Origin of the sequence: Mastigocoleus testarum BC008 (assembly GCF_001456025.1) — a bacterium.
Classification (GTDB): domain Bacteria; phylum Cyanobacteriota; class Cyanobacteriia; order Cyanobacteriales; family Nostocaceae; genus Mastigocoleus; species Mastigocoleus testarum.
On record NZ_LMTZ01000018.1, the window covers coordinates 13,150 to 34,982 of the forward strand.

The 21,833-nt window shown below is 35.9% G+C and carries 14 protein-coding genes; 8 read left to right on the forward strand and 6 right to left on the reverse strand.

Translation table 11 applies throughout. The features are described 5' to 3' along the window. Nucleotides 1-87: 87 nt before the first annotated feature. Together BC008_RS50315 and BC008_RS04615 are read left to right on the forward strand one after the other, a co-directional pair. On the forward strand, nucleotides 88-999 hold the full coding sequence (locus BC008_RS50315) for a phosphotransferase (RefSeq protein WP_235595794.1): 912 nt from the start codon (nucleotides 88-90) through the stop codon (nucleotides 997-999). A 117-nt stretch (nucleotides 1,000-1,116) separates the two neighbouring features. Further along, entirely contained in the window at nucleotides 1,117-2,850 is a 1,734-nt protein-coding gene (locus BC008_RS04615) for an ankyrin repeat domain-containing protein (protein WP_027843538.1), read from the forward strand. A gap of 597 nt (nucleotides 2,851-3,447) precedes the next feature. Here the strand turns inward: BC008_RS04615 and BC008_RS04625 are convergent. The 3 genes from BC008_RS04625 to BC008_RS49260 all read right to left on the reverse strand — a co-directional run bounded on the left by BC008_RS04625 (nucleotide 3,448) and on the right by BC008_RS49260 (nucleotide 7,412). Then, entirely contained in the window at nucleotides 3,448-5,301 is a 1,854-nt protein-coding gene (locus tag BC008_RS04625) for a serine hydrolase (RefSeq protein ID WP_161938072.1), read from the reverse strand. 800 nt (nucleotides 5,302-6,101) lie between these two features. Further along, nucleotides 6,102-6,485, reverse strand: coding sequence for a hypothetical protein (locus BC008_RS04630; RefSeq protein ID WP_027843539.1), 384 nt, complete (start codon nucleotides 6,483-6,485; stop codon nucleotides 6,102-6,104). A 663-nt stretch (nucleotides 6,486-7,148) separates the two neighbouring features. Next, nucleotides 7,149-7,412, reverse strand: coding sequence for a hypothetical protein (locus BC008_RS49260; RefSeq protein WP_161938073.1), 264 nt, complete (start codon nucleotides 7,410-7,412; stop codon nucleotides 7,149-7,151). 106 nt (nucleotides 7,413-7,518) lie between these two features. Here BC008_RS49260 and BC008_RS04635 point away from each other — a divergent pair, with 106 nt between their 5' ends. Together BC008_RS04635 and BC008_RS04640 are read left to right on the forward strand one after the other, a co-directional pair. Continuing rightward, nucleotides 7,519-8,886, forward strand: a complete 1,368-nt coding sequence (locus BC008_RS04635) for an AAA-like domain-containing protein (protein WP_027843540.1) — start codon at nucleotides 7,519-7,521, stop codon at nucleotides 8,884-8,886. Between the two features lie 573 nt (nucleotides 8,887-9,459). Then, complete coding sequence (locus BC008_RS04640) at nucleotides 9,460-12,993, forward strand: WD40 domain-containing protein (RefSeq protein ID WP_058183235.1); 3,534 nt, start codon at nucleotides 9,460-9,462, stop codon at nucleotides 12,991-12,993. Nucleotides 12,994-13,304: 311 nt separating this feature from the next. Here the strand turns inward: BC008_RS04640 and BC008_RS04645 are convergent, their stop codons facing one another. Beyond that, entirely contained in the window at nucleotides 13,305-13,484 is a 180-nt protein-coding gene (locus tag BC008_RS04645) for a hypothetical protein (protein ID WP_058183238.1), read from the reverse strand. 190 nt (nucleotides 13,485-13,674) lie between these two features. Here BC008_RS04645 and BC008_RS46100 point away from each other — a divergent pair, with 190 nt between their 5' ends. The 3 genes from BC008_RS46100 (at nucleotide 13,675) to BC008_RS04655 (ending at nucleotide 18,250) form a co-directional block, all read left to right on the forward strand. Continuing rightward, nucleotides 13,675-13,893, forward strand: a complete 219-nt coding sequence (locus tag BC008_RS46100) for an AAA-like domain-containing protein (RefSeq protein WP_268768198.1) — start codon at nucleotides 13,675-13,677, stop codon at nucleotides 13,891-13,893. Nucleotides 13,894-14,868: 975 nt separating this feature from the next. Further along, complete coding sequence (locus BC008_RS04650; protein ID WP_058183240.1) at nucleotides 14,869-15,663, forward strand: CARDB domain-containing protein; 795 nt, start codon at nucleotides 14,869-14,871, stop codon at nucleotides 15,661-15,663. Nucleotides 15,664-16,237: 574 nt separating this feature from the next. Further along, nucleotides 16,238-18,250, forward strand: a complete 2,013-nt coding sequence (locus BC008_RS04655; RefSeq protein WP_058183242.1) for a WD40 repeat domain-containing protein — start codon at nucleotides 16,238-16,240, stop codon at nucleotides 18,248-18,250. Between the two features lie 161 nt (nucleotides 18,251-18,411). Here the strand turns inward: BC008_RS04655 and BC008_RS04660 are convergent, their stop codons facing one another. Further along, nucleotides 18,412-19,461: a DUF6398 domain-containing protein gene (locus BC008_RS04660; protein ID WP_027845806.1), complete on the reverse strand. Its 1,050-nt coding sequence runs from the start codon at nucleotides 19,459-19,461 to the stop codon at nucleotides 18,412-18,414. A gap of 199 nt (nucleotides 19,462-19,660) precedes the next feature. Here BC008_RS04660 and BC008_RS04665 point away from each other — a divergent pair, with 199 nt between their 5' ends. Then, nucleotides 19,661-20,497, forward strand: a complete 837-nt coding sequence (locus tag BC008_RS04665) for a hypothetical protein (protein WP_027845805.1) — start codon at nucleotides 19,661-19,663, stop codon at nucleotides 20,495-20,497. 460 nt (nucleotides 20,498-20,957) lie between these two features. Here BC008_RS04665 and BC008_RS04670 read toward each other — a convergent pair whose 3' ends face one another. Next, nucleotides 20,958-21,761, reverse strand: a complete 804-nt coding sequence (locus tag BC008_RS04670; protein WP_036267578.1) for a hypothetical protein — start codon at nucleotides 21,759-21,761, stop codon at nucleotides 20,958-20,960. Nucleotides 21,762-21,833 lie beyond the last annotated feature (72 nt).

Genomic DNA, 21,833 nt, shown 5'->3' on the forward strand with positions numbered 1-21,833 from the left:
CAAAGATTACTCCAAGTCGAATTTGAGGGTAAATGGCGAGCCGATCTGGCAACAATTACCGGAACGCTATCTAACCGGCAGATTTCCATGCTCGTTGACCAATTGACATGGGAAGAGCTTGGCCAGGGAATTCGTGGGGCTTTTTTTGCAGAAAAGAGCGTTGGAGTTGTATTTGGGCTTGAATTATTATCAGGCGAGCGGGTCATCCTTAAGCTTTTCCATCCATCTCAATCGCAAGAGCAACTCGCAGCCGCGCATAGGTGCTTGAACATAGTAGTGCGTTCTGGTTTCCCTGCACCGCCAACCCGGTCTCAAATATTTAAAACAGAAGACGGTATAACAGGTGTTTTCTACACATTCATGGATGGAGCAATGCGAAACCCGCACGAACCAATTGTGCGTCAAGAACTGGCACAAGTACTGGCAGAACTCACTGGCATTCTGCCGCACGAAAATCCCACAGAACTACCATTAGCACCGACACGAGAAAGTAAGCTTTGGTCTAATTCTCATCGCTCCTTCTTGAAGCTGGATAAAGATCCGGAGGCAAGGTGGATCGACCAAATTGCCCGTCGCGCCCAATCGATAATACAAGCTAAAAATCTGCCGCTCATACCTGCACATTTAGATTGGGGGGTTAAGAACTGCCGTTTTCATGAAAATAATGTGTGTGTAGTATATGACTGGGATTCGCTGTTTGCAGCCTCCGAGGCTGAGATGGTAGGACGTGCGGCAGTTCAATTTACTGCCCAATGGGAGATTCCAACACCTTTAACCCCAAGCCTAGCAGAGACACGCGCTTTCATCGATGAATATGAAACTGCTCGTGGGCACTGCTTTTGTCGTAAAGAATGGGTCGTGATTTCAGCATCTGCGGACTACTCGTTGGCACAAAATGCACGTTTAGAGTTTGCCTCCGGTAAACCTCCCCGTGATGGATTCTTGGCACTTTTACAGAACTGGGAAAGCGATATGCTTTTAAAGACAAATACTGAATAAACTACCCCACCGATAGGGTAGTTCATAATTGAAATTCAGCTTGCCTACTGCCCGTCCTAATTACAATTTTCAACGCCAACCTACTTACTCGTTCACTGAAAAAAGGTTATTTCAACTATGGAAATTCATGCTTATACCAGACAAGGAGATATCACAGGCGTACAACATCAACTAGCTAGGGGAGTTGATATCGATCATATAGATAAATGGTCAAAAACACCATTAATGTATGCAGTAAATGACGCAAATGCCAACCTTGATATGGTGCGATTTTTGGTAGAAAACGGTGCTGATGTAAATGCGGTTGAAGGCAGGTATAATCAGAATGTGCTTGGGCTAGGTGTACAATCGAGAAATGTCGAAAAAATCCAATACCTTATAGATGCAGGTGCTGATATAGATTATCAAAGACCAGGTGGCTATGATGTACTAATCGATGCGATGCATGGTCGAGATATTAATAAATGTGAAAACTTGATTCCAGTTGTCAATTTATTGATTGCCAGGGGTGCAAAAATTAATGGGACTAGTGAATATGGTGAATCAGCTCTAAATACTGCTGCATGGATTGGTAGATTTGATGTTGTTAAATTCTTATTAGCAGCAGGTGCTGACGGAAAACAACTAGAATGGACAGAATTAATATACGCGGTTGCATTTGGCAGTGTCGAAGAGATAAAGAAATTACTTGATAAAGGTGGCGAACTTGATACACGAGATTTTTGCGATAGAACACCTTGGCTTTTAAGCATTCAAGTAGGCTCCGTAGAAAAAGCGAGATTACTCCTAGATTCGGGAGCAAATCAATTCGATTGTGGAAATTGTAATAAGCCACCTGTGATGTATGCCATAGAAAATAATCATGTCGAAGTTCTAGAATGGTTAATTCAAGAAGGCTTTGATACTGAAGCTACTGATGATTTTGGCACTACTCCTTTGAGCTTAGCAGCAGAGCATGGTGCAACTGATTGCGTCAGGCTATTGTTAGAAGCTGGGGCAAATGCTTCTAGAACCTCCTACTACGCCAGGGAAGCGATCCAGAAAGCAAGTAACCTGGAAATTGTCAAAATGCTTGTTGATGCAGGTGCAGATTTAAGTGACATTAACGATTATATGCGGCGATTACTAACAGGAGTTGGTAATCCTGATGACATTTATACTATTTCCCCAGAGCAATATTTTAACGGGAAATACCGGCGATTTGGAAAAGCCAATCCAGAAGTTATGAAAGTAGCATTCTGGCAAGCTATGGTGCAAAGTGGTTTAGGTGCTTGGAGCGCCAGAGATAGGTTTGGCGATACAAATAATGCACTGTCCTATAAGGATGAGCCAGTATGGTGTTTTAGCAGATCTGGTAGAACAATTACCCAATTACCAAATGAAAGAATCATCGAAATAGGGGGCGAACACGAAGATTTCTACGACCCAGAATTTTGTATATATAACGACGTGGTAGTTTATCAAGGTGATGGTAAATTTACAATTTTAGGTTATCCGAAAGATATTTTTCCTCCTACCGACTTTCATTCGGCAACAGTGGTAGGAGAATATATTTATATAATTGGTTGTTTGGGTTATATAGATGAAAGAATCTACAATGAAACGCCGGTTTATCGACTGCATTCCGAGACATTTCAAATAGAAAAAATTGAAACCACCGGAGAAAAACCTGGATGGATTAGCCAACACAAAGCATACTATCAACAGCAATCCCAAATATATATTAATGGTGGTAAAGTTTTTGTCAGAGTTGAAGATAGAACCGACTATGTAGAAAATGACAGTGATTATATTTTAGATTTAAAAAATATGCAATGGAGCAAGAATAAGAAGTCATCAATTGGTTTATAGTTAACCATATTTGTTTCTTTTATATAAAAAATGAAATTCTCAAAAGATGTTATCAAAGCAAGATAATCTATTTTCGTGCTTTCTCTCCCACACTTGAGAGGAGGGAAATTTCAATATCTTTTTCGTCTTCTTCTATATTTTTTTGCTTGCGATTAATTAATAAATGTATTTGCAACCCACTAATTAAAAATCCTAAAAATATTTTTTTATGATAAATTATATTAATAAACCATATTTCACCAAACAATTCATTAATATTTTGGCAATTTTAATCAAAATACAAGTTTCTCTACATCAGTAACGGGTGGGAATCGCCGCCAGTTGGGCACTTCTAACTAGCACATTTTAAAACCCCTATATAGTAAAGCTTTCAGCTAAAGCCTAAAAATGTGCTAGTTTCATTCGTTGGGAGGGAGATTTGGTACTTTTGAATTTTAACTTTCCCTCCTGGGACGCTCACATGATACCCCTTTTTTTTTGATTCAATCTGTCAACAAAATAGAAACATTGTTTACTTGTAGAACAGATACACTAAAAATTTGTCTTGCCACTACATAAGAATCACTACCCATAGGGGTTCACTACCATAGCCACACCCTATTTAAATGTCACAAGTGCTTTACGAATTTCATCTCGAAGAAGTTCAGCGCGAGCGGACCAAATTCCAAATCCGTCATTTATTGTATCAGCTTTATCAATAAACAAGCCAAAAACATAATCTCTTGTTGTAACTGAATTACCGTTTTGAAAAGGAAGCTTCACCCAACCACCAATAGAAGTATATTTTTTCCCATTACCAGTTGTAAAACTACCACCTTTCCCAGCAGTTTTAACTTTACTTTTAAATGATTTAACTGTATTTGTACTTAGACCCAATTTACTTGCTTCTTCATCAATAACAGTAAGTATTCTACCTCGTCTATTGAGCATCAGTTCATAAAAGGTATCACGGTTTGAGTTAGAAGTAAAAACGCCCGTACTTACTTTTTCATAAAGTTTTCCCAAATCCTTCAAAGTCAAACTATTTGCAGGATCATTACTAGGTCCACCACAAGCAAATTTATGGTTGAGAGCAGTCTTTTTACTCATACCGAGTGAATTATAAGCGGTTTGATTGATAGTATTTCTACCCACGTTGGCTTTTCCATTTCCGAATAACTCCTGTATTGCATTGGTACTCTGGTTATTGGAGTTTTTCATCATCTTCTTTAAGGTTTCCCTCAAATTTTCTTGCTCGAATTTCTGGCCAGCATGATTATCACTGCAACTATCAGCGCGATCTAAATAAACTTTAACTTTTGTACTATTCAAGTTGACTTTTCCAGCTTCAACTTGTTTCATCGCGTGCAAATGCTCTAATACCTTAATTGTACTAGCTGGATAAAAAGATATGTCAGCTTTTAGGGATGCCAAAACAGAACCATTGACTTTCTTTAAGTACAGTCCTGAAACACCATCAGTATTATTTCGTAGCATTTCACCAATTCTAGTAGTCAATAAATTGGCATTATTCAACATCAGCACAGCGAAACGCTTTTTACCATTGACGGTGTAAGGTTCAATGTCAAAAATTCTGGCTTGATTTTGTTGCCAAAGCTGATTTACTTGCGTTGCCGTTTTACCGTAGTACCACCACCAGGTTTGTCCTTGGGATTTTTCCATGACAACCATAAACTTGTTGTCACCATGTCGTTCAATATCAACCAAACGAGCTTTATTTTCCTTGAGCTTAGAGTTAATAAAGCTTGGTAAAACATTATAGTAATACCACCATGCTTTGCGGTCACTGCCTGTATTTTTAATCATCACGGCGCTATACAGACGTTTACCGCCAACCACATAGGTATCAAGATCCACAATTCGTGCTTTGTTAACTTTTGTTTTTTCTATGATATTTTTAATAGAAGAATCGCTGTAATACCACCAACTTTTTGCATCAGCACCTGTATTAGACACTAGAGCCACAGCATATTTCTTTTGACCGTTAAGACGGTAAATTTCTAAATCAATTATCCGTGCTTTATTGGTATTTAATTTTTCTTTAACTTGTTGGGAACTTAGACCATAATACCACCACCATTTTTTAGCATATTCACCCTTATTTCTGACCATTGCCACACTAAATCTTAAGGGTGATGTTTTTTCCACTTCCCAGTCAATAATACGATAACCCTGATTTATTTTACTTTTAATTTGAGAAACAGAAGCACCATGGAGCCACCAAAATTTAGTCGGTTTTGTACTCGACTTCTCTGTGAGAGCAATTAAGTTTTTATCATTGTTCTCTAATTTATCCACATTAATTACAGATGAATTAGATGCAGTTTCTCGTGAAACTTGAGAAGCTACCAATACAGAACTATTGTTGACTAGACCTACGATTGGTAACGTAAATCCTAACACTACAGAACTCAAATAAACATACCAAGGCCTATTGCGATTAGGTTTCATTTTTAATTTCTCCTTATCGAGATACTTGCATTCTGAAATTCCTAAATTTTCCATCACAAAACTCAAAAACAAACATTTAGGACTTACCGGGACTTAGACATTTTTTCGTATCAAAAAAACCTCAAAGCTATATAAGTCAATAGTTCGACCTCAACTTGGTTATTTTCTTGATATATTTGGGTTTGAGGAATTTTTGGTGAGTTCGTCTTTGGCAAAACCAGATTATACTGGTTGGGGAGGAATGATTTTCGTCTGTACCTTATAGTACCAGTATATCAAAAAAATATACACCTATTAATGAACCAATAACAGTTAATTTACTGAGATTTTGTTGAACATAATAGGGATGTATAGGACTCTTATTTGATTATTGAAAAAACAGTTATGTTGCAAAAAAATATTCAGTTGCAATAGTCTAAGCTTATTGACAGCGTGCACTGCTTTTGTAATGCTGTCAGCATTACAAAAGCAGTCTACTTATAGTCTACTGAATAACTTTAAAACTCTTATCTTGTAAGCTTTTCAAGCTATTTTTGTGAAAAAAAGTACGAGAGAATAAGTATATAAAAGTTAAAAGCCTTGCATTTGGAACTTTTTGGACTGCAAAAAATTTGAAAAAATAGGGGGTAAAACTGTTCTCTGTTCTCCTTTCCCTGTTCCCTAACCCTACCAAAAGACTTTTTTAGCTAACGCTACGCTATGGGAACAGCAAATCCTATTGAAGGTTAGATTATCAACAACTAAGACTTGTTGAGGACACAAAATCTTTTTGCAACACAACTAGATAAGCACCTAATGGATTATGCTACAATTTGTAACTGCGGGATGCACCAGTAGTTGCACTTCAGTACGTAACGTAGCCGCCCGAACTCGTCAAGTTCAAGACACCACGTGTAGCTCGAACACCAGCAGAAATAGGGGTTAGCCAGGATCACGTTCGGAAAAACGAGATCGCCAATTGCAGGAGGTAACGGGATGCTCTGGCGCAAAGCAGACTCCTCAGGCACCTGATCGGCCATGTAGATCTCATCGGGCCCGCGCTCTTCGAGTTCGTCTGCTGTCAAGGGTTTGCCACGCTTTACGATTTTCGTCACTTCTTCTACATCAAGCTTGAACACGCGCTGATGCGCGTCCGGAATGGACTTCATATTGGTCATGATTTTTTCCATGTAATGAATTTTCATTTTGGTCTCCTTACTTAATAGAATGATTAGTATTCTTAGTTTTAAGAGTTGATTTCATCTTCTACATTAAAATTTTCAACTCTTATTTGAATAAGGCTTTGGGGTACTTGTCACCCCATGAAGTTTTTAGTATTGATATCAATGATTATTCGAGATAATCACCAAACCTGCCATAGGTAAAAGTCAGGTATTTGAACCAGCAGTTAGATATTTTTGATAATGTTTTATAGGAAAAAGTCAGGTTGAGCATCAAAACCAGGACATTTATTGCTGCTAATTATAAACAGTGGTTTCCACGATTGTTACATCACAGTCAGTTCAACCGACGTTTGCAGAAACTGGAATGTTGGAAATACTCAGAAGACAATGGGTTGAGCAACTAATACCTTGTACTTCATCCTATAGTGTGTTTTGATTACACGATTTCATTACTAACTTTATTGCAGACATCTAAGGCTTTTCAATATTTATACTGTATTTATTTTAATTTTTAGTATATTAAAAATAGGACATTTCCTATGTAAATTCAAGAAGAAAATTGCTGTATCTTTTGAGTTTTTGTGACAATTGATTTTGATTATTTTTACTTAGACGAGGAGTAATGACATGCATTTTTCCGGATTTCTCACAAACAATGTTTTAGAAGCTATAACCCTTATCTGCTCAAATCCAAGCAGATAAGGGTTTCAAAAGTGTGTGTTTTTTGAATTTATTTTGAGCAGAATCAAACCCAGATGGCATAAAGCTTTCAGCATTTACGACTACAAAACTTGTGAGAAATGCAGGATAACAGGTACTGAAGAACCATTTTTCCCTGGAGTACGTACGGCACGCGCCACAAAGTCGGAATACTGTGCGCAAACTTTCACTCATCACCTTTTCTAAAAGTTGCCCATCTACTGAACTTTGCTGTTCTAGTTTTTTCAAAAATCAAATATTATTTCTATACTTACCAAAAGTTAGGAATATTACCGCTTTATTTTGTATACAAGTATATTGCAGACGAATAAAGATACCATAGATAGTAGTTCAAATGCTTAACAATTTCTATGACTCAGATTTCACTTGGAGCAATGCCAAAGAAACTGCAGATGTTGCTTTATATCGTAGTACAGGCAAATATCTCAGCGACATTGAAATTAAATTACTTCAAGGTTCATGGGAAGATAAAACCTATGATGATATGGCAATAATCTATGGCTATAGTGCTGAATATTTAAATAAAGATGTAGGGAATAAACTATGGCACAAGCTTTCTGAAGCTTTAGAGGAAAAAGTTACAAAAAGAAATTTTAAAGCAGCACTGAGGAGAGAATGGGAAAAACAAAGAGATTCATCTGCTATGGAGGAAAATCTAGAATTACAAGTATCTCCATCAGTGGCGCAGCTACCTTTCCCAGAAAGTTCTGTACCACCAGATTCTCATTTTTACGTTGAACGAAATAATGTTGAAAATCTCTGCTGTGAAACAATCATTAAACCCGGTTCTCTAATTCGGATTAAAGCACCCAAACTCATGGGTAAAACTTCTTTAATGAATAGAATTATTCCTTATGCAGTTGCTAAGAATTATCGAACTGTTTACTTAGATTTAAGTAGTGTTCAGCGAAAAATTTTAACTAATTTAGATCAATTCCTTCGCTGGTTTTGTTGTATGGCTGGTAGGCAGTTAAAGTTAGAAAATCAATTAAATGATTATTGGGATGGGGAGATTTTGGGCAGTAACGACAACTGCACAGTTTACTTTGAAGAATATTTACTAACTCAAATAGATTCTCCAGTTGTCTTAGAATTAGATAACGTAGATAAGATTTTTTCTTATACAGAAGTTACTGAAGACTTTTTTGGGATGCTAAGAAGTTGGCATGAAAAAGGAAAAATTTCTGCTATTTGGAAAAAACTGCGACTGCTATTAGCACACTCTACTGAAGTATATGTTCCCCTAGATATAAACCAATCACCATTTAATGCAGGCGTTCCAGTAGAATTAGTGGAGTTTGATAAACAGCAAGTCAAAAAATTAGTTTTTATACATAGGTTGAATTGGGATGAAATACAGGTAGAGCAGTTGATGGAACTGGTAGGAGGACATCCCTTTTTGATAAGGTTGGCAATGTATGAAGTAAGCTTGAGAAATTTAACTCTGAAACAATTATTACAAGAAGCTTCCACAGAAGCAGGTATTTATAGCAATCATTTGCGGGGATACTTGGAAGCACTACAAAAATGTCCAAAACTAGCTCAGGCTTTCAAAGTTGTAGTTAATTCACCTGAACAAGTGGAATTAGATTCAATTCAGATTTATAAATTACACAGTATGGGTTTAGTACAACGCCGGGATAATCATGTTGTACCTCGGTGTAATTTGTATCGAGAGTATTTTCAACGAGTTTTAGTTTGAACAGCTACAATTATTTTCCTTATTTTGATTAATGACCCACAACACATTCAATGCATACTTTTAGAAAAACTTATCCTACTGGAGAAGGAGGGAAGTCCTTTTAAATGATTAAAAAAAATCAGGTTCTTCAGGGGTGCATCCCAATTTTTATTTCGCAACTACAGAATAAAGGTTTAAGTCTCGCAGGATAGATTGTTTGACAATTAGTACTTTTACCCCAGTCAAAAAAGTTGGATGCTCCCGTTTTTCAGTATCTGTTATGTCACACTATTAGTTAAAAATCATACATTAGCTTGAGGGACAAAACCCAACATTTATCAGGTTTTTTTGGGTTGCGCTATAGCTTAACCCATCCTAACAAAAATGCTTAAATAAACCGTATTGAATTACATTGCTCTATGTCTCAATAATAAAGCAAATGCATGAAGATACCAATAGGGAAAAATCAGGTATTATCAATAAAAAATTAGGATAACGATATTGAATATTGGTAAAAATCAGGTTTTGTCTTCAAACTCAAATAATTTTGAGCAACAATACTATACTCATAACAAGGGTTAATCTTCTAAAATCATGACTAACTCACCATCACACTATGAATACCAAGTTGGTGGAAGTCTCTCTACTAATGCCTTAAGTTATGTCACTCGCAAAGCGGATTTAGAATTTTATGAAAATCTAAAAGCAGGTGAATTTTGCTATGTGCTTAACTCGCGACAGATGGGTAAATCTAGTTTGCGAGTACAAACGATGCAAAAATTGCAAGCAGAAGGTTTTATCTGTGCTTTTATTGATTTAACCGGAATTGGGAAGGAAGATGTAACGGCAGAAAAGTGGTATGCTGGCATTGTCCAATCTTTAGTTAGTAGTTGTCAGCTAGGAAAAAAAATCAATTGGCGAATCTGGTGGAAGGAAAGGCGAGATTTACTTTCACCAGTGCAGCGACTGAATTTATTTATTGATGAAGTACTGTTAGTAGAAATTCAGCAAAGAATTATTATTTTCGTGGATGAAATTGACCGAGTTTTGAGTCAAAGTTTTTCCCTTGATGATTTTTTTGCTTTAATTCGGTTTTTTTATAATAAACGAGTTGATAACCCGGCATATAAACGTCTGACTTTTGCACTTCTGGGAGTAGCAACTCCTAGCGATTTAATTGCAGATAAGACTCAAACACCATTTAATATTGGTAAGGCGATAGAATTATATGGATTTGAGCTTGATGAAGCGCAACCCTTAATAAAGGGATTAGAAGGGAAGGTAGATTATCCCCAAAATATTATTCAGGAAATATTAAATTGGACTAGAGGACAACCATTTTTAACACAAAAACTATGTCAAATCGTTACTAATTATTCTCACCAAGATTATAGTATTAATTCCAAATCTATATCGAAGGTAGTACAAAGCTCGATTATTGATAATTGGGAAGCACAAGATGAGCCAGAGCATTTAAAGACAATTCGAGATCGAATTCTCCGCAACGAACAAAAAGCCGGAAGATTATTAGTAATTTATCAAGAAATTTTGCATAAAGGAGAAATATTGGCAGATGGAAGTCTTGAACAAACAGATTTACGTTTGTCTGGTTTAGTAATAAAAAATCAAGGTAAATTAAAAGTTTTTAATTCGATTTACAGAAGTGTTTTTCATGAGAATTGGGTTGAAAAAGAATTAGGCAAGCTACGCCCCTATTCTCAAAATTTTAATGTTTGGGTAGCTTCTAATTATGAAGATGAATCTCGACTGCTGCAAGGAAAAGCTTTAGAAGATGCTTTATCCTGGGCAAACAATCAAAACTTAAGCCCTTTAGATTACCGATTTTTATCTGCTAGTCAAGAATTAGAGCAGCGTCAAACTCAACAGAGTTTAACTGTCAAAGAAGAAGAGAGTCAAATATTAGCAAAAGCCAATGATACTTTAACTCAGGCACAGAAGAAAGCGAAGAAAATTTTAGCGGTAGGCAGCATATTTTTTGTTATATCTTTAGTCGCAGCCTTATTTATAGGTATACAACTTGTCAAAGCAAGAAGAGAAAGAAGAGAAGCTAAGATTTCTTTTCGAAGTTCAGCTATAGAAAATAAACTTTATGAACAACCATTTGATGGGCTGATAGAAGGATTAAAAGTAGCAAAACAAATACAAGATTTGGCAAAGCTTATGCCAGTACAAGAAGAAGCAGAAAAACAGGTAAAAAAAACTTTAAGTCAAGCAATATCCCTTGTTAGAGAATGGAATCGTTTAGAAGTTAATAACGTTCAATTTAGAGATGTTAGTGTTAGTCCTCATGGTCAATTAATTGCTACTGGTGCTAGTGACAATATAGTGAGAATTTGGGATGGAAAAGGAAATTTAATTACAACACTTAAAGGTCATAGTGATAAGATTTGGAATGTTAGGTTTAGTCCAGATGGAAAAACTTTGGCTTCCAGTAGCTATGACGGTACAATTAAGCTGTGGAATGTTAAAGATGGTAAATTTAAGAAAACTATCCTTGCTCATAACAATACCTGGGTAAGAAGTATTAGTTATAGCCCTGATGGAAAACTGCTTGCTTCCTCTGATTCCAAGGGGTGGGTGAAATTGTGGAATGTTAAAGATGGTAAGTTATTACAAAAAATTCCAGCCAATCGCAAACCAGTTAATTGGGTTACTTATGTAAAATTTAGTCCAGATGGGAAAACTCTTGCTTCAACTAGTACAAATCATACAATAAAACTTTGGCTAGTTGAGGATGGCAAATTACTTAAAACCCTCAAAGGTCATTATGGTGGTGTTAGAAGTGTTGATTTTAGCCCAGATGGAAAAACTCTTGCCTCTGCTAGTCAAGATAGCACAGTGAAGCTGTGGGATCTGGAAACTGGAAAGCAGGTACAAAACTTTCTAGGACATCGTGGTACAGTTTGGAGCGTAAACTTTAGCCCTAATGGGAAAAAACTTGCTTCTTCTGGAAATGATGGAACTTTGAAACTGTGGAATTTGGATAATTTAGATACTCTACCACAAACTTTAAAAGGTCATACTGGTACTATTCGCAGTATTACTTTTAGTCCAGATGGGAAAAAACTTTTTTCTGTTGGCGATCACACTTTGAGAATATGGTCCCTTAAGGATATGGAACCACAAACTTTAGTTGGTAATGGTGGGGAAATTGCAGCAGTCAGTTTCAGTCCTGATGGTAAAATTCTCGCTTTTGCTGATACTGATAACAGCATTAAATTATGGGATACTAAAAGCCATAAATTACAAACAAATCTCAAAGGTCACAAAAAAAGGGTTTGGGATGTTAGTTTTAGTCCAGATGGTAAATTACTAGCTTCTGCAAGTTCTGACAAAACAGTGAAGTTATGGAACTTAGAAAATAGAACAGAAATATATAGCCGTCTGGGTCATACAAAAAAAGTTAATAGTGTTAGCTTTAGTCCAGATAGTAAACTATTAGCTTCTAGCAGTAATGACCATACGACAAAAATATGGCGTGTTGAAGATGGAGAATTGTTACAAACCCTTAAAGGTCATATTAATCTTGTTAAAGCTGTCAGTTTTAGTCCAAATGGTAAATTACTAGCTTCTGCTAGTACAGACAGTCGGATAATATTATGGAATATAGATAGTGGTAAAATATCCCAGATTTTTGATACTGGTATGGGTTACTTATTAAATGTAGCTTTTAGTCCAGATGGTAAATTAATTGCTGCTGGCGATCAACAAAGAATAATTAAAATGTGGCGTGTAAAAGATAGAAAAGAGTTGTACAGCCTTACAAATCACCGCAATGGGGTCAGAAGCATCAGTTTTAGTCCAAATAGTGAATTGCTGGCTTCTGGTAGCTTTGACAATACTATAAAACTGTGGAAAGTGAAAGATGGCCAACTGCTAACAACATTGGAAGGTCATCTAAATGGGGTTAATAAAATTAGTTTTAGCCCTAATGGAAAAACCATAGCTTCTGCAAGTAGAGATGGTACCGTCAAGCTATGGAAGTTAAATTTAGATTTAGATGATTTAATGAAATTAGGTTGTGGATGGTTGGAAGATTATTTGGCGATTCATCCTAAAGAAAAGGAATTGCAAAAAATATGTAATCAGCACAATACAATTAATTGATAAAGGATATAAGTTAAGTAGCTGGAAGTTCGTGTGAATATATTTTTAATATGATTAAGTGCTGTGTTTATTGCCCTGTATAACTTTTAGGGTTTATGGCAAGATATAACTTGTATTTCTAAAAGAGCCCTACCCAAAATATTTATATATATTACTCATTGCTCATTTAAAGACCTTTTCACTATACCGCGCAGGTGCGGTAAATGTGCTTTATCCACTATTGAGCGAAAATGTGAAATAGGGGCTTGAAATGATTTGAGGGTATGACTTGATTTGCTATCTCATGGTTATTTGAGGCACTACCAAGTTATTCATCCTACCCATGTAGGCTCAGTAAATCCAAGGTCATTGAGTACATAAATATATCCCCTAGAATCACCTTGTGTTTCTATTTGCTTCCATTGAAAATGATTTGGGTCAAAAGTAACCAAATAAGTGCCCATTTCTTGACGTTCCCAATCTTTAACCCAATCTGGTAGAGGGGTAGGCAAAGATCGACAAGTAAACTGATGTCTATGAAAAAACTCATAGATATGTCAAAAGAATCTACCTCAAAAATTATAGCAATTATTACTGACTGTATATTCTCAAGACATAAATAAGTTTATAAATCTGGCGTTGGTGAGTGCGTAATGCTTTTCATACAACTATCTACAAAAAATCAATATTTCAATAATTCGGATTAAAGCACCCAAACTCATGGCTAAAACTTCTTTGATGAATAGAATTATTTCTTATGTAGTTGATAATAATTATCGAACTGTTTACTTGGATTTAAGTAGTGTTCAGCGAAAAATTTTAACTAATTTAGATCAATTCCTTCATTGGTTTTGTTATATGTCTGCCAGGCAGGGTAAGCGCATCTCAAATCCTATGGTCTTCAATTTCGCTAAAAACTAATTCCATTTTTCTGTCAGGGAAATTGCATTAGTTATACTCAATTTTTTGAGCTTTTAATTCTTTGTTTTGCAGACTTAAAACCTGATGTCATAGCGAAGGAAGAGGGAAGAAGGAAGAAGGTTTTATGTTTGGAAAGAGCTTGTACTCCTCCCAAACCTTCTCCGTCCGCTCATGGACGGGGCTTGTATCCTTTCCTGTCGGTTCGTGGCGCTGCCGCGCGTCTTCCAAGGAAGATTTTTTTTTTGGAAAACGCGTTTCTTGACATCTTCCTTCTTCCTTCCGACGAAGTCGGTCATGAAGTTAACCCTGTCAGACAAGATAGATAATTTACTTATCAGCGTACTAATTAATGTCTCTAATACTTAAATGACTTGAATTATCTCTTGCTAACTAAAAATTTGAATAAATATCTGTAATTTTAGTTACAAATTTAGATGTGCTTACCCTGCTTCCTTACCAATTCCAGTTAAATCAATAAAAACACAGATAAAACCTTCTGCTTGCAACTTTTGCATAGTTTGTATTCGCAAGCTAGATTTACCCATTTGTTGTGAGTTAAGTATATAACAAAATTCACCAGCTTTTAAATTTTCATAGAATTCTAAATCTGCTTTACGGGCAACATCACTTGAAGCTTAAGCAGAGAGAATTCCGCCAATTTGATATTCATAATGTGATGGTGATTTAATCATAGCTAGAGGAAATAAATCATTATTTTTGAGTATAATATTTTGAATTTTAAATTATTTAAATAAAAAATAAATAACTGATTTTATCCTATTTTTTGATGTTTAGGAATACCTGATTTTTTCCTATGGTTTTTTTATTTCTCAAATCACACAATAATAAGCATAGTTTGAATTTATTTAGTGAAATACAACATATGATTTACTTTTTTATATTATCTAGCGGATACAAAATATTTCTCTTCAAACGTAATCAAAGAAAGAACACCAAATAATCTTAAGGATAAACATGAATTTCCAAAAAATAATTGCAGCACCTATTGCTCTCGGATTAATTATAGGTAATTTTCCTTTACTCGCTGCTGATACTAAAAATGTGAATATTTCCGCTTCTAACACATTTTCTCAAGTGGTAGAAGCACCTGAGAGTAAAGAAAATCCAGCTTCTAAACAACCCCAAGACGAAGAAAGCTCTACAGAAAATCAAACTTCTGAACAAACCCAAACCGAAGAAAGCTCTACAAAAAATCAAACTTCTGAACAAACCCAAACCGAAGAAACTTCTGATAATGAGACTACTGTAGAAGAACCTGCTGAAGAAATTGAAAAATCACAACCATCTGAGAAGTGTCTCAATGGTGGTGAACATATCAATATTGGAGGTATTATCTCAATCTCTAATTGTCATAAATTAAAAAATTCTGATTCCTTCACTCAACCTAATAGAAAACCTATCAGGAGACGTAGAAAAAAACCAGATTTAGTAATTAGAAAAGTTCGTTTCTCTAAAGCAAGAGCAAAAGTTATACGAGTGCTTGTATCCAATATTGGTAATGCTCCTGCAAAATCTAATATTCTAAAACTAACTATTAGAAGTATTAAAGGTAAAAATGTCAGACGTACAATTAAGGTAATTGCTCCTCGTTTAAAGAAAAAACAATCTAAATGGATTGTCATTCGAGCTAAAAAACTACTTCCGAAAAAGGTAAAAATTCAAAATACAAAGTTCCGATTATTTATTGATGCAGGTAAAGTTATTCGAGAGAAAAACGAAAAGAATAATATTTATTGGCATAAACATTAGTTGGATTACCACATTAACTCGGACATATAAGTAGGTCGGCGTTAAAAAACCAAATTATGTCATTGCGAGGGAACGTAATGAAACGTTCGCGGAGCGCGTCCTCAGCAACCGCAGGGGTTTTAGAATCGTTTAACTTTTGTTACGTAGTTACTTTTATTTGTGCCTACTTACTTATATGTAGTCGTAATTGGCATTTCTTGTGGAAGTACCTAGTTTTTTTTAATCACTAGAATATTTTAGACAGCCACTATTGATATTAATAATATTAGTTTTCATAACTGCACCCATTTGCGTATAGAATGTCAAAAAACTATGAGGCACAGAAATATTCATGAGTATCTTTGGAAGTCCCTTGCGCTCTAAAACACAGACATCTTGCCTTTCACAACGCTACGCTAACTGCCTTCTGCCTACGTCCTCTCTAGGGCGCTACACGCACACATAATGCGTACAAACTTTCACTTTCCAGTAAAATAATATACTAAGATCAATCAGACTAGGTAGATATAAATCTGTAATTAGCATTACAGTTTTTCAATATCTTATTGTTAACTAAACCTTGCCTTCTGAGAAAATGACTAATATCAAAAATTATAAATTCAAAATTTGTCACTGTATCGCTGGAACTGTACTATTCTCTTTAGCTCAATTTGTATTACTTGTTGCTGCACAAATCAACAGTTCAAATGGGATGGAAAAAACCCAATTAGAAAACTCTACTCCCAGATGTCAATTTACGCAACATTTTGACTCTATTGAATCTATAGATATTAGCCCAGATGGGAAAAGATTTATTAGTGCTAGTCGCGATAATACTATCAAGTTGTGGGATATTTCCACAGGTAAATTACTCCGTACATTTAAAGGTACGGGATATAGAGGTTCATTAAGTTTTAATGGTCAAACTCTAATTAGTGCTGGTTATGATAACACTATTAAATTATGGGATGTCTCAAAAGGAAAATTACTTCGTACATTAGCAGGACATTCCCAGTCAATTACTTCTCTGGCGGTCAGTCAGGATAGTAAAACACTTGTTAGCAGTAGTTCGGATAAAAATATTAAAGTATGGGATATTTATTCGGGGAAGTTACTACGCATACTTAGGGGACATTCTGAATCGGTTAATTCCGTTGCTATTAGTCAAGATGGCGAACATCTAATTAGTGGTAGTAGCGATAAAACTATCAAACTATGGCATATTCCTACAGGCAAATTACTCAATACATTGACACAACGTTCTAATATAGTTTCTGCCCTAGCCCTTAGTCCGGATGGTAAAACCATTTTTAGTGGTAGTGGTAGCACCATCAAAGTGTGGAATATAGCTACCGGAAAGTTACTTCGCACACTTAAGGGACATTCCCAGATGATAAAATCATTATCTGTCAGTTCGGATGGAGTAACCTTAGTTAGCGGTGCTTGGGACAGTACAGTTAAATTATGGAATATTAAAACAGGACAGTTAATACGCACATTTAGTAAACCTATTAAAAAATCAGTTTTATCAGATTCATTACCCAAAAACTCTCCGAGTGGTCTACTCATAAGTTATGGGGGTTCAGCTACTACAGCAGCTATTAGTCCAGATGGTAATACCATTATTAGTGGTAATAGCAATAATATTCAATTATGGAATGTAAAAACAGGGAAAATAATTCATACAATTAAAGGACATTATGATTGGTTCTCTTCTGTTGCTATCAGCCCAAACAATAAATTTTTGGTTAGTTTAAATTCTAACGATACTGTTAATATATGGGATAAATACACTGGAAATAAAATTCGCACATTCAAGGATAAGTGGATTCGTTCTATTGTTATTAGTCCAGATGGGAAGAAAATAGTTACTGGTGGTTGGGATGAAAAACCAATTAAGTTATGGGACATGCAAAGTGCACAGTTAATTCGTGCATTTAAAGATGGTGGTGTTAACTCTGTCGCTATTAGTCCAGATAGTACTGTTCTCATTAGTGCTAGCAATGAGACAATTAAATTACGAGACATTAATACTGGCAAATTGCTTCATAAATTAGAACATTCATTTCCTGTTTCAGCAATTGCAGTTAGCAAAAATGGCAATCGTTTGTTAAGTCTTAGTAGTGGAGATGAAATTATCTTGTGGGATATGCAGACTGGAAAGTTGATCCGTACCTTGAAAAAGGAAACGGTATACGAGTATGCAAATAATTCTAAAGATGTAACTCCGGTTACTTCCATTGCTATTAGTCCAGATGGCAGTACTGTTGTTAGTGGTTATTTAGATGGTACGATAATACTTCAGGATGCTAGCACTGGAGAGAATATTCGCACACTTAAAAATCAAACTCCTGGAGTTTATAGTATTACTATTAGCCCAGATGGAAAGACACTTGTAAGTGGTAGCTATTATGACAATAATATTAAATTCTGGAATATTAGCACTGGAAAATTAATTCGTACTTTGGAAGGTCATCTCTACAATATTTCCTCCCTAGCGATCAGTTCTAATGGCAAAACATTAGTCAGTGGTAGCTATGATAACACAATGAAAATGTGGGATATGACTAGGGGAAAGTTGCTTCATACCTTTTGTAAATCGAAGTAAGAGACTTCAAATTAAGGTAGTCCTAAACACGTAATGATACAATGTCTGAAACACACTCGGGCAAACAAATAGCATCCCTAATTCCACGTTTGTGCTCTTACGTGCACACATAACACCCAACACAAAAAATCTTAATCAAACCAAATTTCCATTTTTTATCATTACTCAAAATCTGCGTATTGAGGAGGACTAACCCCAAGTCTTTTAGTGATTCTGGGGTACTTACCCGATTTAGCCTTATCTGCAATATTCGTTACATCAATTTGGTGCCACCAATCATCACCAAAATCGAACCAGTAACCAAAAGCTTCATCCATAGATAAGCCTAAGGAAGCAATTGAGGTACTAGACACGTCCCCTGCAGGCGCTTCTCTAAAACCACAACTTGAGAATGCTTGTTTTAAGCAGTACCGTCTAGCATTTGGATCTTGCGGCCCACGACCTCCCACTTGAAATTCATACATGTGTTCATCGGTACGATCAAATGCTTTGAAAATAATTTTATGCAAATCCTCCAAAGTATTACTGCCTTTTATCTCAATGGTTCGAGACACCACTGGATTTTCAGCAATAAATTCTTCTGTTACTGGACCGTCAATTAAAAACACATCTAGTACATACAGCGCATTGGGAGAAGAGTTAACTGCTTTATTGAGTTGTTCGGGTGATGTTTCCGATTCGTCAATGTCCTTCGATTCGCCATTGCCCGGAATGTAAGGAATAAAACCCTGTGCATATGCCACTTCCTGAATTTCTCGGGGAGCAGACCTTGCATCTATAATAAATCCATCAATAGAAATCATCCAAGCCATGGGGTTCTTGTCTAACTTACTGGGCAAACACCAGTTAGGATCCATTTGACGGATGTTCAGGATATCTCGTACCTGTTTTGATTTCGACTGCCCAGTACTAGAACTCACGCCAAACCATTTGTAGATTTCCTTGGCGCTAATATGGGGGTCTTGTGAAGAGTCAAAAAGAAAATTGACCATGCCAATTGCATGGGTAATTCCACAAGCCCAAGTTTTCTCCCTACCTTTTACCAGTGGAGATGGTCTTTTCCGACACAGGGCTGCTGCTGCAAAGCGAATTATCTGGGCATATTCATCATTCAAGTGTTGTTTGGCAAAATCATCCGTTATCGCCACAATGCCATTGAACTTTTCTTGCATTGCCTTAGGAACATTTTCTGATTTCTTAGTTTTAGCCATACTTAAATACTTTGCCGATTCTCACCCATATCTGATCAGCTACAGTTTTTTTCAAAGTAAGAATAAATTAAAAGTTTACCACCAAAAGCCCATACCCAATCATATATTAATAAGTATTAATGCTTTGGATATATAGAAATAGTCTCAGGGGATAATAATGTTCTTGTTTAATCAATAGAAAATTGAGCAAGTAAAAATTATGACTTCACAACCTGAATCAGAAATTCTGCTTCTACGAGAAAAAGGTTTAACTCCCAAAGAAATAGCTCGTAAGTTAAGTCTAAAACCATTCCAAGTAAATGCAATACTAAAATCTAGTGCCACACAAACAGCTACAACCAAAGCAGAAAGTGGAGAATTAGCCGCAATTACCCATTATAAAAATGATATGGGAGAAGCTAAACAATCCAACAAGCTAGATTCTAATTTTAGTAAATTCCAATTCGTCACAAGCCCTGAAGAATTTAAAAAGTTAAGTCCCAAAAAAAGAGAAATACAGAAAAAAGAAGTTATTGCTTCTTTAGGATCTGACTGGGAAATGACTAGTTATAAAACTCTTTTACAGGAAGCAATAGATTTGACAATCTTATATGAAAGAGCTCAATATTCAAAAGATCTATATTTACAACTACTAGAAGAAGAAACTACATACCCAGATTTCAAACCAACCATAATAGTTGACCTTGGAACTGTCTATCATTCTCTGAGAAAAACATTTGGCACTCAAATAATGTTGCCAATCATCGAGAATATCCTTATCTCACCTAAACAATTATTAGCTTATTCTGTTTGTGGCGATTTTCAAGTTTTAATTTCTTTGTCTCCAAACACGATCGATAAACTTATTGAATTCACTCAAGACTACCAAGGTAATGAAATTATTAATCTCAAGGTCGAGTTTCAAGAAACTAAACCTTTAACTGTCAATTTCTACTATTTTATCCCGCAAAAGATGATTCCACTTCGACTTATTTCTATGGAAAAAGGAGACCCTCGTTATTTTTATCAACGAGACTTTGGCAACAATACTTTCTAAATCACACTCTTTTTAGCTTGATATTAAATACTTGCGTCTACACCTTTTATAAATACTTATTTAGAAAAATATTGGTTTTAAAACAAATTAGTTCCCCAATATCTATCTAAATAGTTCGGGAGTAGCCTGGGAAATTTAAGCAGAGCAATTAAATATGACTGTTCTATCCTTTAATATACCTTTTTCAAAATAAGACTATTGGGAATTAATACAGCTTCCGTCGCTTCTATAGACATTTATTGAAGGGTAAACCACACAACTTAAATCATAAGTTTTCATCAAATGGAGTAGACGCAACATAATTGGGTTATTTTAAATAATACTATTTACCAGGGGTAGACGCACTTTTTATAGACGCAACAAAACAGACGTATTCAGATCCATTAAAACAGCGTCTTACGTCGTTATCAAATGATGTTTGGTTTATTCTCTCTTTAGAGAGATGTTTGCAGAAAATTATTTAAGCAGCTACTGCCATGCATTCATAGATGTAATTAGTTTGCTCAGCAGTAAATTGTCCAACCATATGGTCAAACAATTCTCTGTCTGTGAGATCTAAATCTCTCGCTGCTATTCCTACTGTTTCTGGGTCAGTCCAGTATTCGGCGATCGTTTCAATCCAAGGAGTGAGTTTATTGTCGAGTACAGATTGTGGGATAATTTTGGTTTCTTGCTCTTGTACCAACCTTTGTTCTTCCAAGACTTTGGCTGCTTCCATCTCTTCAGAAAGTTTCTTGTTCCTCAATTCCAAATCTCTAGCTTCCCACTGCTGGAAGATTTCTTCTCTGCCGTCGTCAAGGGGAATTGCAAAACCATTACAATCCATCACGGGCTTACCATCAATCTTCACACAGTCAGCTACTGGCGCACCGTAGATGTACACGCGCTTATTCTTTCTACCATCACCTTTTCTTTTTAGGCGAGGCATTTTTAAACCAAGTCGTTGTAAAATTCCTTGTACCAATTGGATCGGCGCTTCACATCTCTTAAAGTCTAACCCTATAGTTGCCAATGTCCATTGGTTCTGTTTGGCAAAGTTGAATATTTCTAAAATCGTGGGATGATTCTCATGGAATATTTGACCTGGTTCCCAAAGCTTCTTAATTCCTAGGGCATCCAAAGCTACAATCATGGAGACAATTGCTTTCTTATTAAAATCTGGTAAAAAATAATTACCATCTCCGTGTTTAATAGCTGTTTCCAATATTCTCAAATCTCTTTCTTGCAAGAATTGGCGACCTTCATCAAAATAGAAATGCAGCATTAGACCTGTCCGGAATATTAACTTGGTGCCAAAAAAATGGTAGAACGGAGTTTTCACCGTCTACCAAAATGA

Coding starts and splice junctions, on each gene's coding strand:
- BC008_RS04655 (WP_058183242.1), top strand. CDS start 16,238: ATGACTAATATCAAAAATTATAAATTCAAAATTTGTCACTGTATCGCT.
- BC008_RS04660 (WP_027845806.1), bottom strand. CDS start 19,461: ATGGCTAAAACTAAGAAATCAGAAAATGTTCCTAAGGCAATGCAAGAA.
- BC008_RS04625 (WP_161938072.1), bottom strand. CDS start 5,301: ATGAAACCTAATCGCAATAGGCCTTGGTATGTTTATTTGAGTTCTGTA.
- BC008_RS04640 (WP_058183235.1), top strand. CDS start 9,460: ATGACTAACTCACCATCACACTATGAATACCAAGTTGGTGGAAGTCTC.
- BC008_RS50315 (WP_235595794.1), top strand. CDS start 88: ATGCTCGTTGACCAATTGACATGGGAAGAGCTTGGCCAGGGAATTCGT.
- BC008_RS04650 (WP_058183240.1), top strand. CDS start 14,869: ATGAATTTCCAAAAAATAATTGCAGCACCTATTGCTCTCGGATTAATT.
- BC008_RS04670 (WP_036267578.1), bottom strand. CDS start 21,761: ATGCTGCATTTCTATTTTGATGAAGGTCGCCAATTCTTGCAAGAAAGA.
- BC008_RS04630 (WP_027843539.1), bottom strand. CDS start 6,485: ATGAAAATTCATTACATGGAAAAAATCATGACCAATATGAAGTCCATT.
- BC008_RS04635 (WP_027843540.1), top strand. CDS start 7,519: ATGCTTAACAATTTCTATGACTCAGATTTCACTTGGAGCAATGCCAAA.
- BC008_RS04615 (WP_027843538.1), top strand. CDS start 1,117: ATGGAAATTCATGCTTATACCAGACAAGGAGATATCACAGGCGTACAA.
- BC008_RS04665 (WP_027845805.1), top strand. CDS start 19,661: ATGACTTCACAACCTGAATCAGAAATTCTGCTTCTACGAGAAAAAGGT.